Below are 13,529 nucleotides of genomic sequence, written 5' to 3' on the forward strand. Positions count from 1 at the left end.
ATCTCGCGGGCTATTCAGACAGGACCAGACTAAAGGTTATGCAAGCTGTGGAAGAGCTGGGTTATCAACCTAACGCGATTGCAAGAGGGCTCGTTAATAAGAGGACTCAGACCATTGGCGTCTTGTTTCCGCATGTGTCCAGCAGCTTCTCGTCTGATATTCTTCATGGTATTGAGGAGACTGCTCAAGAAAAAGGGTTCAGTGTCATTGTGTGCAATACGGCTGAAGAAGGCAAGCGGACCATGAAGTATTTGCAAGTTCTAAGGGAGAAGCAGGTAGATGGCATTGTTTTCACAAGCGAAGTGCTTAAGGATGAATACTATCAAGCAATCAAGGAAATGCGAGTACCAGTTATACTAGTAAACACAATGTCCCAAAAACATATGATACCATATGTCAAAGTCGATGATCGTCAAGCCGCCTACCATGCGACGAACTATCTTATTCAGAAGGGGCACCGGGAGATCGCCATGATCAGCGGTTCGCTTAAGGATGAGATAGCGGGTTATCCACGCTTAGAGGGGTACCGTCAGGCTTTGGCTGACAATGGCATTGAATACCTCGAATCGCGAGTAGCTATTGGTGGTTTTCAATTGGAGCGCAGTAGGGATGCTATGAAGAAGCTGCTGACAGAAGCGCCTCCTTTTACAGCTGTGTTCGCGGCAAGCGATGAGATGGCCATTGGCGCCATGAATTATGCCTTTGAACAAGGGCTCAGGATACCGGATGATCTTTCGATCATAGGTTATGATGATTTAAAATTTGCGAGAATGGTCTACCCACCGCTGACGACGATACATCAACCATTGACAATGATGGGACGCTTGGCATCAGAAAAGCTGATTTCTTTAATTGAACAAAGTGAAATGCAAGTGTCGAGCAGTATTGTAAGCCATCAACTGGTGGAAAGACAGACCGTGCGATCCAAGCCTTGAAAAGGGCTTCTTTTTCAGATTTTTCAGTAAACGTTTAACCTAAATGACTGTTCTTTTAAACTCTTATAGTCATTTAACTGAGAAGATTTCATTTCTTATGGGTGGTGATGTGAAGCAAATTGCTGGCTCTTTTTTTCTCACTTAAGTAAACGTTTACTCATTATGGAGATTAGTCTTACTCATATTTCTTATATAAAATGGAGGTTTCTTCGATGAAAAAAACAGTTACAACGATTTTTACAAGTGTCCTTGCACTTTCTGTCCTTGCAGGTTGTGGTGGTGCTAAGACGAACAGTGAATCTGCTTCCAATACGGGAACTTCAACTGCATCAGGAGAGAAAGTAAAACTGGAGTTCTTCCAGAATAAAGCGGAAGCGAAAGCCTCCTTCGATGCGCTGGTCAAAAAGTTTAACGATGCGAATCCGAACATCATCGTGACGCAAGTGAACCCGCCAGATGCGGAAACGGTTCTGAAAACGCGTGTTGCCAAAAAAGATGTGCCCGATATTATTGGTCTCGGAGCAACGGATACGTTTGCTCAGCTATCCAAGAGCGGTTTATTTGCTGATTTTTCGAATGACTCACTTACAGCCAATATTCAGCCTTCCTACATAAACATGTTGAAGAAACTGACAGGAAGCGATCAACTCAGCGCGATTCCTTTTACAGCTAATGCAAGTGGCGTTATTTACAATAAAACGATGTTTAAAGAACTGGGTCTAAGCGTTCCGAAAACCTGGGATGAATTACTGGCTACCGCGCAAAAAGTGAAGGATGCCGGTAAAACTCCATTCTATTTGACGATCAAAGACTCTTGGACGGTGATGGTGCCATTTAACTCCTTGTCTACCAACATCATGGGCATTGATTTCTATGATAAAAGATCAAAAGGCTCGGTGAAGTTTGACAGCCCAGAGTTCCGTGAAGTAGCTGACAAGCAATTAAAGCTTCTGGATTTTGGTCAAAAGGATATGATGGGCAAGGGCTACAACGATGGTAACACGGCTTTCGCCAAAGGTGAATCGGCCATGTATCTGCAAGGGGTATGGGCTATTCCAGAAATCAAAAAAGCTAATCCTAGCATAGATTTGGGTGTATTCCCATTCCCGGCGACGAACGACCCGGCTAAAAATAAAGTTATCTCCGGCGTTGATACCCTGCTGACAATTTCCAAAAGCAGCAAGCATGCTGAAGAGGCTAAGAAGTTCATTGCATTCATGCTGAAAACGGAAAACGTTCAAACTTACATTGATGAGCAAAAAGCGTTCTCTGCCGTGAAAAACGTGAATCAAACCGATGCCAGTGTACAGGATCTGAATGCTTCGTTCACGAGTGGGGCCATTGAGGACTTCTCCGATCACTACATTCCTGGTGCTGTTAAAGCGGATACGATTATCCAAAGTTACTTGCAGAAGAAAGATGTTAATGCTTATGTGAAACAATTTGATACCGAGTGGGATAAAGTTGCTAACCGCAAGTAAGCGCCGACACACATAGAAGAGAGCGCCGTAAGGTGCTCTCTCCCTATTTATAAAGGAGGTTCATCATGGTTTCAAAAAAAGCGGCGTTTTACAGTATGGCAATACCAGCGTTGCTCCTGTTTTTCGCTTTTCATACCTTTCCTGCGCTACAAGGCATTTATTACGCATTCACCAATTGGGATGGGTACAGCGAAGGGTACGAATTTATAGGCTTTAAGAATTTTATTAACCTCTTTCAAGATGTCAATGTGATTAACTCGTATTTGTTTACATTTAAATACGCTATCGTCGTTACTATATTCATTAATGTAATAAGCTTGCTCATTGCACTAGGTCTTAACTCACGTATTAAATACCGTAATTTCTTCCGGGGGGTTTATTTTCTCCCTAACGTGCTTGGCGTACTTATTGTCAGTTATATCTTCAACTATCTATTTGCTAACATTGTTCCTACGTTGGGAGAGAAATTAGGAATCGAGTTCCTGTCCACGAACATCCTAGGAAATGAACAGTGGGCATGGATCGGGATCGTGATTGTAGCTGTTTGGCAAGGCATTGCGTTTAACACGATTTTATATCTCTCTGGACTTCAAACGATTCCACAGGATATCTATGAAGCGTCTTCTTTGGACGGGGCAGGTAAATGGCAGACGTTCTGGAAAATTACATTTCCAATGATCTCATCCTTTTTCACGATCAATATGGTACTTGCCATGAAGGGATCCCTGATGGTTTTTGACCAGATCGTCGCATTGACGGGAGGCGGACCCGGTCGCGCGACGCAGTCCATTGCTTACTTGATTTATCAAGGCGGCTTCCAAGGCGGAGAATTTGCGTACCAATCGGCGAATGCCGTCATTTACTTTATTGTGATTGTAGTCATCTCTGTCATACAGCTTAAATTTTTGCAGAAACGGGAGATGGAAGCATAATGACAAAACACTCCACGAACTGGATCGTCACAAGTTTGATCGCACTGGGATCATTGCTCATTTTGTTCCCTTTATATATGGCGGTTGCTATTGCACTAAAGAATCCGGAGGAAATGGCGAAATCGGTCTTTTCGCTGCCAACGGGATTGCACTTTGAAAACTTTGCGAATGCCATTGAAGCGACCGACTTTTTCACGGCTTTCGGGAACAGCTTTGTGATCACCATATGTTCCGTTGGTTTCATACTTCTGACCAATTCCCTTGTTTCCTATGCGATTGCGCGAAATATGAACAACAAGTTCTTTAAAGGCTTATATTTTTATTTCATCAGTGCGATGTTCATTCCTTTCCAAATTATTATGCTTCCCATTGTAAAGCTGACAACGAATTTGCATATGAACAACATGCCGGGATTAATTATTCTCTATATCGTGTACGGTCTTGCTTTTAACATTTTTGTTTATGTTGGGTATATCCGCACGATACCAATTGAATTGGAAGAAGCCGCTACGGTTGACGGTGCTTCAACTTATGGCACCTTCTGGCGCATTATTTTCCCTCTTCTTGCACCTATTAATGCTACTATCGCCATATTAAGCTGCTTGTCGACGTGGAATGATTTTATGCTGCCGCTTATTATTTTGGGCAAACCGGAATCGTACACGCTTCCTCTTGTACAGTACGTGTTTCAAGGCCAATTCAGCACGGATTTCAACTTGGCTTTCGCATCGTATCTGCTTGCGCTTGCCCCAATGGTCATCGTATATCTGATAGCGCAAAAGTGGATTATTAATGGTATTACGCAAGGTGCTGTGAAGTAGAAATTCTCTTCACGAACAACGCTGAGCATGATGATATAGAAAATGGCAGTGTCCCTACATCGGGCACTGCCATTTTTTTTGGATAGGCTGCCGACATGATCGGTGGCCTCCATTACGTTAACGGGAATATTGAATGTTATTTTTGAATCAATTTGAATTTAATGAGATGGTTGGAAGACTGGTATTTATTACAGTTTGATGGAGATTGGGAACATGGTTATGGATTGAAAATCGTTACGCTTGATAATCCCGGTTGGAGTGTCAGCATTAATTTGCAAGAAACTACATTAGAAAACAAACCATTTGAAAGTTAACTGGGAATTTAGTTCAATCACGACATGATGGCAGGCGGTATACGATCGGGTGCCTTTGTATGTTGAAGTAACGGGAGTTTAGAGTAACCGTAAGGCTTGGAGGAATTTTGGAACTTTTTGGGTATTTCAGCGTCTAACCCTGTGGAGGTGATTTAATTGACGGATAAGTTCAAGACAATTATATATCTAGGAATTTTGATTTGTTTAATAGTCATTGCATTGAAACCCGTTCCTCAATTTAGTTATAGTGCTCCGCAATGGGAGGCTGTCGGCACGATCGGCAGCCTTTCACTCACCTAACGGGCAGATAGTTGAATGATTTCGCGAATAGCTTAAGGCATGACGAATTTACGAAGTTCGCAAAAAGACGTTAGCCGAAAGAAGTTCTTAGTTTAGGAGGAGTCTATATGATATTAGAAAAAGTTATAAATAGAATTGTAATACAAAGTGAATATAAGGATTTTGTTGATAAGTATATAGATAATATACTTACCGAATTTAAAGGTAAGATTCATAGCATTTATATGTGTGGCTCGATTCCAAAAGGAACTGCTAAACCTTTTAAGTCAGATGCAGACTTTACTATTGTATGTGTAAATCCCAAAGATATTGATTATGAAAGATTGTCAAATATTAAAGACAGGCTTTTGGAAGAATATCCAGTAGTAACTAAGATTGATACGACAATTTGCTCGATTGACGATGTATTAAGTAAACCAAATGAGTGGGGTTTTTGGGTAAAGATAATTTGTGTTTGCATATATGGTCATGACGTTGGTGAAAAAGTACCACCGATAATTATTTCTCCAGAGTTCATTTTAGACTTAAATACAGAGACCAAGGAGGAAGTAGATCGTATACATAGTTTACTTTCTAATGCTAGTGATAACACAATGAAAACTAGATATATTAAAGGTTACTCTAAGAGATTAATTCGTGCATTATATTCTTTGGTTTTAGAAGATGCAGGTGTATGGCAAGATGACATTATTAAGATGAAGAATGCCATATTAAACTATTGTGAGATTGACTCCGCTTTAGTTGATTATCTGTATGCTTGTTACTTGGATAGTAATGTACTTGTTGAAGAGTTTCTGGGAATTGCAGATGAAGTATATAGCTATTTTGAGAACGCCTTAAATGCAATGGCTGCTTCCAGAAATTCCTTCGGCTAACACCATATTGACGCTCCGGGTCACTCTGAGAAGCGAGTGACCACATCCAGCCCCCTAAGCCCGTCGGGACGTCACTGCGTTAGGTGTTCGGCAAGCCTCAGAACTATAAGCAGCGACTCTAATTAAAACATAAGACTATTGAGCTAACGCAAGAACGATAGTTAAAACAGGGAGTAGATCCCCGTGATCGGCAGCTTCACGGAGAACCGAGTTCCTGCCCGAGAAGGGCTTTGACCCGTCCGCTAAACGCTATCGGTCTCCACACCTTGGATAAGTATAACGATGGAATGTTAGGGCCTAGACCCGTAGAGCCATGGGATGGTAAACTTCCAGGTATTCGTGGAATATGCGTGCAGTAGAATGAAATTTAGGGGAATGATTTTACGGCTCCTCTATTCCCGCACGCGTTAAATTAAGGATTCTTATCCATAGGACTTCGGTTTCTAGGTGATCGTTATTTTTAAGGTGATGAAATCCTGCGAATGAGTGAGAATACGTTAGATAAACCGTTAAAACCGAGGGAAGGGCAGGATTCCTTAGTGAATTGTAAAATTTAATATATAGGATATTCTTGGAAGAAAGGCTGTATACAAGGGAGTGGGGGTTATATGCAAAAAATTCAGATTAAAATTTGTCTGCTCTGTTTGACTACTTTAGCATTTACTGCATGTACAAGTCACTATCCAACTCATACTAAGGCATCAAATTCTACCACTACCACGAGTGAAGTTTCCGATACCACCCCGACAGTCTCAACACCGATAACGACATCAACATCAACCTCAACATCAACATCGAAGACTATAACACCAGCACCAGAATCAACACCGACACTGGCTCCAAATCTAACACGGAGCGGAGAAGTAAGCGGAGGAGTATCTTCATCAACTGCTAGCAAAGAGTATACATTGCCGAAGAATTATGTTTATTCTGGCGGTCCATTGCCTAAGGATATCGTAAATCCTATTGAATATAGGGTACAAGTAAAGATCAGCGATAATATGCCAGAATTTTCATTTGGTGTGTTTGGACAAACCGTTCAAAGTTATCAACTTAGGGCTGATAAAACAATGTATTACTTAAAGGAAGGGGTCAATAAAGTCAACAAAATTGTCGTTCAATGTAACCCCTTATCCTATCAGCAGGAATTGCTTTTTGATTAAACGGAGACGTCTAATATTTCTGAAGTTACCTATGGATTCAATTTAAGCGATTGGAATTTCGACGGTTATTTGGATATTAGCTTATGGAAGAATGAAGGTGGCACATCGCTGAATGCGCCGCATTATTATTGGTTGTGGGATAATGAGAAAAGCAGATATGTCGAAAATAATGATCTAGAGGATATTAGCGAGACCGCCTATCTGGAGATAAAGGCCGGAGATCAGGAGCTTATTGCGAGCAGCAGGAAAATCGATGGTTATTATTATGAGTATTACATGTGGCAAGATGGGAAAGTTATGCTGGCAAGAACCGAAGATGCGACATTTGAGGGAACTTCTGATACTACGGGGAAAAGCGGAGTCCATATTATCGTTAAAGAACGATTAGATGGAGTTATGAAAGTGACTAAAGATTATCATAAAGACTAATGCAACTGGCGACGTTTGTAGTTAAACGAGAAGGCCATCTCACAAAGGATGGTCTAAAACTTGCCGTTTTAGACAGAGCCAGGGAACCGTATCACAAGTTGAAATGCGAAGCAATGAACATTGCGCTAACGGACACGTTTGTTCAAAACAAGCTAAGGGAGGCTGCGGGCACGATCGGCAGCCTTTCGCTCACCTAACGGGCAGATTTCTTCATAATGTTATGCTGATCCAAAAGGATATTATAAATAAGAAGAAATATTGTAACAGAGGAAATGAGGTGTGTTTGATGGAAATTCATTATCACCAACTTTTAGATATTACTCATGATGGAATCAGATTTACCGATAGTAATAAGCATATCCAAACAATAAGTTTTATTGAATGTAGGGAAAATTGGGTAACTTTCTGTAATGAGACAGATGGGACAAAACGCACTTTCGAAGATTCTTTTTGCGTTGGTTGGCGTGATGCTTTCAATCAGCCTAAATATTTTGAATTCTTTTCAGAGCCAAAACTTAAAGTGATATTCCCCTATCGTAGAACCTGGTTTTCAATTATTAGGAATGAAAGAAAGAAAACTCGGCGAGAATTCGTTAGATTACAATGGAAAATTATTAATTGTGGATATACCACATTTGATTTAGGATAATACTGTCATTACGCTCCCTCGGTGAACGTTTGTTCAATAACATCATCTGAAGCCTTCATAACTAAATGACGATCAATGAAAGGAATATTTGAATGACAATACAACCTAGATCCCTGAGTGTCGAAATAACCAAAAAAGTACAGATTGATTATCTCATTTCTCATCCTGAGGGATATGAAGACTCGACTCATGAGTGGGGACTTATTATTTTTTTACATGGTATGGATAAGAGGGGCGAGGACGTATCCCAACTATCTAGTWATGGACTGCTTGAAATAGTTAATGAAGGTAAATTATCGCTACCGTTTATTGTTGCGGTTCCCCAATGTCCAAGTGAGTCTTATTGGAACATGGAGCGTGATGCAGTTACTGCTTTGGTAGATGAGCTTATAACTATTCACCGCGTAGATCCAAGACGTATTTATTTGATAGGGTATAGTTTGGGAGGATATGGAGTTTGGGATTTAGCTATCCATAATCCAAGAACATTTGCTGCAATTGTGCCATTGAGTTCAGGAGGACAAATTTCTAAAGCAGAGCAGCTCAAAAATACTGCAATTTGGGCTTTTCATGGAGCCAGAGATGAGATTGTCCCACTAGAACAAATGACAAACATGGTAACCGCTGTAGAACAGCATCAAGGAAGTGTAAATCTTACCATATACCCTGATTTGGGACATGATATATTGCTAACAACATTGAGCAACCAAGAGCTATATACTTGGCTACTTGAACAAAAAAAGTAGATTGGAACTACCTTTATGAGGAAAAAATGTTAAACTAACGAGAGACTTTAGCTGAATAAGACCCTGCAGCAACTGAATAACTTTATGACAGAGACGGTTAGACATAAACTTAATTGAGGACAGCTTTAAATAGAGATGATGACTTTTAATTCATAAGGAGATAAAAAACTATGACAAAAAATAAATTACTACGAATGGACAACGTCCTTGTCGTCGTTGACGATCTCGAAGCCGTTAAAGCCTTCTTTCTCCAACTCGGATTCGAGTTGGAGGGCGAAACGACCGTCGAGGGATCCTCCGTAGATCGTCTCGTTGACCTTCAGAACGTCCATGCTACCCTCGTGTTTATGCGAACTCCGGACGGCCACGGACGGATCGAGCTGGACAAGTTCCACACGCCGGATGCGATCAGAACTGGGTCGGAGAAGGCTCCGGTTAACGAACTCGGGATCCGCCGCATCATGTTCGCCGTCGATGACATCGATGACGTGGTCGCGCGCCTGCTTGCCTATGGCGCCGAACTGGTCGGCGAAGTGGTGCAATACGGGGATACGAATCGACTCGCCTACATCCGCGGTCCCGAAGGCATCATCGTCGGATTGAGCGAGCAACTCAAGTAATAAATCGGTATCTGTTACGCTATCGGGATACTATAGCTTAATAAGACATCGCGGCAGCCGGTCATGACGATCGACTTCGTTTCCTGAAGGATAGGAGGGTATGAGTTTAGTGGATAGCACATCGATTCTTATAGAGTTTCTCTTAAAGAAATACATATCCGAAAAGATATCGACATTGAAAGTAATTGAACAACTGTCAGACGAAGATATTTTATGGACGCCCACCCCTGATAGTAACAGCATTGCCAATTTAGTGGCACACATTTGGGGAACAGTACATCAACGAATTGAAACTGCATTCTTTAATGTTCCAGATACAAGAGACAGAGATAAGGAATTTGATCGTGGTCTTCAGTTGTCGAAAGCTCAATCTTTGGAGCTGATTTCGAAATCTTTTGACCGCATCATTATGGTTCTGGAAAAAATAAGAGCGAAACCTGAACTTTTACTTGAACAACCTTATTTGAGCTTATCTCCACTGACGAATAGCGGAGTTGATAACCAAGCTACTGCCCTCGAAATGCTTCTGCATCAATTTAGACATTTGCCGGGTCACACAGCACAAATTACTTACATCGCCAAAATGAGGAAGGGGCATTTACAGTGGTAATATGCCTTAAATGATCATTTTCGAAGATCGATCATTACGCTAACGAGGAACTATAGTTCAACATTCACAAAGAAATGGCAGCCGTGAAAGGCTGCCGGTTTCTCAACCCAGGGCAGGGTAGTCCTATAAAATATCCAAAATAGAATGAATTTAATCAACTAAAAGAATGGATGGTTTTAGGATGAAGTTCTTGTGTGAGTGTGGTCATCCAATATATGACCAGACCGATTACTTGCCGTATAAGGCACACGTAATTTCAGATCAAGATTGGTTTAATTTCCTAGATACAATTGATGATGCCATTGAAAAAACAGGCCCAACTCCAGAAGACAAAGAAAAGCACTAATGAGAGTTAGATCATTAGCAGTCAATTTATCTAAGTCAGTATATCAATGTAATGAATGTGGAAATTTATTTTTTTACAGGAACCCGCCTCAGTTAGAAATGTTTAGAAGTAGTAGTGACAATCCTAATAAAAATTGTTCAAGTCTGCAAAAGGAGATGGCTAGTTTATTAAAATCCTATTCAGCTAACGATGAAGCCGGCATCAGTTGACAAGCGCGAGCGAGCGCCTTATTATTGTTATGTTGTTTTGCTTTAGTTTGAGGAATCAACAATACATTCGTATAACCCCACGAAATAGAGGGTGGGGGTCTCTACAGGAAGCCTTAACTTCCTTGCTACGAATATGGAATCGAGTTGCAACGATTCTATATTCGATAGTAAGGAAGTTTTTTGTTTTCAATATACGGCAGAGAAAACCCAAGGAAGGAATCATAACGATGAAATACAGATTTTTGGTTTTGTTAGGCGCAGTTTGTTACGGCATTCTATCAACAATCGTTACGAAGGCATACGCAAAAGGTTATACGCTCGGAGAAGTCGTGGGAAGTCAATTGTTGACGGGGTTCGTATTGGCTTGGACTCTCGTTCTATTCATGAAAATGGAAGGGAAGATGGAGCGGGAACGTTAAGACAGCTTCTTCATCCACGACGACTGCCACGAAGTTATCGTGGAGGCATCGAGTCATCCTGATGGTCGCTGGTGTGCCTACAGCTGTAACAGGCTTGTTGTATTACCAATCCCTGCGGTATATTCCCAATTCGCTAGCCATTCTGTTGCTATTCCAATTCACATGGATGGGGGTTTTGATCAATTCGGTCGAACAGAGGAGGCGTCCGAACGGCATCATGTTAATCACGCTGACCGTCCTGTTTGGAGGGACATTGCTAGCGGCCGGCATACTCGATCAAGGTTTGTCCGAGTTTAACTGGAAGGGAGCTATATTTGGCTTTATGTCCGCGATAAGCTACTCGTTGTTTATTCTGTTCAGTGGCAAAGCAGTGCCTTCCATACATCCGACATAYCGAAGCGCCTGGATGGTTACAGGTGGGATGTTATTTGTATTTCTCTTGTTCCCACCCAGCTTCCTGTTCAACCACGCGCTTTTGGAGGGACTGCTTCCGTTTGGGGTACTGCTCGGCTTGTTTGGCGCGTTCTTGYCTCCAGTATTGTTCGCGATAGGGGTTCCGCAAATTGGAGAAGGTTTGACAGGTATCCTCGGTGCCGCAGAGTTGCCTGTCGCGGTTATGCTATCATCCATCGTTCTACACGAGAACGTAAGCTTGCTCCAATGGGCTGGGGTCTTGTTGGTACTGCTAGCGGTTGCGTTTCCGGAGCTGATGAAGCGAAAGAGATGGGCCGGTCGCAAAGATACCGTATCCGATTGACACAAAAGCCGCAACCGGCTAAATATTGTAATATGCCTTAATTGATCATTTTTTCAAAAATCAATCATTAAGCTCTAACGGAAACTATAGTTTAATTAGGATATGACTGCATCCTGCACATGATCTGCTGATTTGTCTATTAAAGTAACGGGAGATGAATATAATACCAAGTCGTAGGTAAGTTTTTATGATAAACATTCTCTAGCACTTAATAGATGGTACAATTTAGCATGGTACTAAGAAATTATCTTTTTAAGGAGTGCAATAATGCTAAATTTTAAAAACACGACATTGGAAATTTCAAATAGTGGTATTGATACAGCTGTTCTATCAGTTGGGGCTACCGAACAATTTGGACCGTACTTGCCTATGCATTTAGATACGCTTATAGCTGAGTTATATGCGACCGCATATGGAAATGAATTGAATGCTTATGTGTTGCCTACAATTCCCTTTAATACCTCTGAAGAGCATGCCAATTTTAAGGGAACAGTTACCGTAAGCCCCAACATTTTAACAGCTATGCTAGAGGATATTGTTTGCAACCTAATAAGACAAGGGTTTAGAAAGTTCTTGGTCTGCACCGGACATGGCGGCTCTTACTGGGAAGGTGCATTTGTTAAGCATATCAATTACAAATATCCGGAGATTATTATGATTTCCGCAAATCACAATAATCATCTTGCATGGAATGAGGCAGTTGAAGCAGCAGGTTTGAAAGGCTTAAATGAAATGCATGGTGGTCTTTTGTCCGTTTGTACGGCTATGTGGCTTTGTCCTGAACTAGTTAAATCTAACTCTATGGGTTCAGACATACCTTCAGAAAATCGTCTTTATGCTGATTATCTAGGATGGGAAAAGCTAACCAAGGATGGTTGTTGGGGGAAGTATGATGAAGGCATCTATTCACAAAAAGAATTAGCGAATAAAGGCAAGATATTTTGGAGCACGTTTATTCAAAAAAGAACTGAAGGTCTTAAACGAATCCTTGAAGAAGGATTCCGTCGAAAAACTCAAGGTTGATTAACCTAACATTAAGACTGACGGTAGCTGGCACTGAACTGCACCCATTTTATTAGACATGACTAAGGGAAAATTAAGGTTACCATTCCTTCGCTAGTAACCCGCTGACAGAATTGATATTATAGTGGAAGGTGAAACAAGAGATTTGGTAAAGGCAGGTACATGTTATGAAGCTTATGTTTACATACGTGAATACAACAGAAGAAATCGCAGAGGTTGCTCAATTAGCAACAGAAATATGGCGTGAATATTATGTATCCATTATTACAATCGAGCAGATAAATTACATGATAGGCAAATATCAATCGGTTCAAGCCATTACCGATCAGATCCATAACCAAGGCTACGAATATTATTTAATACAAAACGATGGCTTTTCCGCGGTCGGATATATGTCAGTTAGACAAGAAGAGGAGAAGCTGTTCCTGAGCAAGTTTTATATAGGCAAGGAGCATCGGGGACACGGCTATGCCAGCCAAGCGATGGCATTTCTAGAAATGCTATGCAAAGACCGAAACCTAAACTCAATTTGGCTTACAGTCAATCGAAATAACGAATCCAGTATTGCGGTATACGAGAAAAAGGGCTTCAGGACTGTACGGGAGCAAATTGCGGATATCGGGAATGGATTCGTAATGGATGATTTTATTATGGAAAAAGAAATTCCTGTTCCATAATTACTGAGTTCCAATAAACTACAAGCGAAGCTGCCGTATATTTCTACCGGTGGCCTTGCTGGCTAACGGGACACATTAGTTGAAAGATGTAATCAAATTGAAATATTATTTTCATTCTGTCTTAATGAATTAAGCCTATACTAAGAATCAAGACCCCCTTTAAAATATATAACTTAGACTCGCGGCCCGTTGCTGTGGGTCTCTTTTTTTATTCACCTAATGG

General features: G+C 41.2%; 16 protein-coding genes and 1 riboswitch. All 16 genes read left to right on the plus strand.

What is annotated here, in order from left to right; all coding sequences use genetic code 11:
* Positions 1-935: substrate-binding domain-containing protein (locus AC1DUA_RS05030; RefSeq protein WP_477498672.1), on the plus strand; the 935-nt coding region annotated here is incomplete at its 5' end.
* A gap of 212 nt (positions 936-1,147) precedes the next feature.
* Positions 1,148-2,416: an ABC transporter substrate-binding protein gene (locus AC1DUA_RS05035; protein ID WP_477498673.1), complete on the plus strand. Its 1,269-nt coding sequence runs from the start codon at positions 1,148-1,150 to the stop codon at positions 2,414-2,416.
* 65 nt (positions 2,417-2,481) lie between these two features.
* Complete coding sequence (locus AC1DUA_RS05040; protein WP_477498674.1) at positions 2,482-3,348, plus strand: carbohydrate ABC transporter permease; 867 nt, start codon at positions 2,482-2,484, stop codon at positions 3,346-3,348.
* Positions 3,348-4,169 (plus strand): carbohydrate ABC transporter permease, encoded by an 822-nt coding sequence (locus AC1DUA_RS05045; RefSeq protein WP_477498675.1) that lies wholly within the window; start codon positions 3,348-3,350, stop codon positions 4,167-4,169. Before AC1DUA_RS05040 ends, AC1DUA_RS05045 begins: the two co-directional genes overlap by 1 nt.
* 161 nt (positions 4,170-4,330) lie before the next feature.
* Entirely contained in the window at positions 4,331-4,483 is a 153-nt protein-coding gene (locus AC1DUA_RS05050; RefSeq protein WP_477498676.1) for an Imm53 family immunity protein, read from the plus strand.
* Positions 4,484-4,890: 407 nt separating this feature from the next.
* Positions 4,891-5,658 (plus strand): nucleotidyltransferase domain-containing protein, encoded by a 768-nt coding sequence (locus tag AC1DUA_RS05055; protein ID WP_477498677.1) that lies wholly within the window; start codon positions 4,891-4,893, stop codon positions 5,656-5,658.
* A 608-nt stretch (positions 5,659-6,266) separates the two neighbouring features.
* Positions 6,267-6,821: a hypothetical protein gene (locus tag AC1DUA_RS05060; protein WP_477498678.1), complete on the plus strand. Its 555-nt coding sequence runs from the start codon at positions 6,267-6,269 to the stop codon at positions 6,819-6,821.
* Between the two features lie 15 nt (positions 6,822-6,836).
* Positions 6,837-7,250: an XAC2610-related protein gene (locus AC1DUA_RS05065; RefSeq protein ID WP_477498687.1), complete on the plus strand. Its 414-nt coding sequence runs from the start codon at positions 6,837-6,839 to the stop codon at positions 7,248-7,250.
* A gap of 286 nt (positions 7,251-7,536) precedes the next feature.
* Positions 7,537-7,899, plus strand: coding sequence for a hypothetical protein (locus AC1DUA_RS05070; protein WP_477498679.1), 363 nt, complete (start codon positions 7,537-7,539; stop codon positions 7,897-7,899).
* 92 nt (positions 7,900-7,991) lie between these two features.
* The gene (locus AC1DUA_RS05075; protein ID WP_477498680.1) at positions 7,992-8,645 is read left to right on the plus strand and encodes a carboxylesterase family protein; all 654 of its coding nucleotides are present in this window, start codon (positions 7,992-7,994) and stop codon (positions 8,643-8,645) included.
* A 170-nt stretch (positions 8,646-8,815) separates the two neighbouring features.
* Positions 8,816-9,265: a VOC family protein gene (locus tag AC1DUA_RS05080; RefSeq protein ID WP_477498681.1), complete on the plus strand. Its 450-nt coding sequence runs from the start codon at positions 8,816-8,818 to the stop codon at positions 9,263-9,265.
* Positions 9,266-9,365: 100 nt separating this feature from the next.
* A complete protein-coding gene (locus AC1DUA_RS05085; protein ID WP_477498682.1) occupies positions 9,366-9,875 on the plus strand; it encodes a DUF1572 family protein in 510 nt (169 codons plus the stop codon).
* Between the two features lie 602 nt (positions 9,876-10,477).
* Positions 10,478-10,578: riboswitch (purine riboswitch) on the plus strand.
* A gap of 79 nt (positions 10,579-10,657) precedes the next feature.
* Entirely contained in the window at positions 10,658-10,849 is a 192-nt protein-coding gene (locus AC1DUA_RS05090; protein ID WP_477498683.1) for a hypothetical protein, read from the plus strand.
* 61 nt (positions 10,850-10,910) lie between these two features.
* Complete coding sequence (locus AC1DUA_RS05095; protein WP_477498684.1) at positions 10,911-11,606, plus strand: EamA family transporter; 696 nt, start codon at positions 10,911-10,913, stop codon at positions 11,604-11,606.
* A gap of 267 nt (positions 11,607-11,873) precedes the next feature.
* On the plus strand, positions 11,874-12,629 hold the full coding sequence (locus tag AC1DUA_RS05100) for a creatininase family protein (protein WP_477498685.1): 756 nt from the start codon (positions 11,874-11,876) through the stop codon (positions 12,627-12,629).
* A 167-nt stretch (positions 12,630-12,796) separates the two neighbouring features.
* Positions 12,797-13,306: a GNAT family N-acetyltransferase gene (locus AC1DUA_RS05105; protein WP_477498686.1), complete on the plus strand. Its 510-nt coding sequence runs from the start codon at positions 12,797-12,799 to the stop codon at positions 13,304-13,306.
* The last annotated feature ends 223 nt before the right edge of the window (positions 13,307-13,529 follow it).

Source organism: Paenibacillus sp. 01T422, assembly GCF_056398785.1.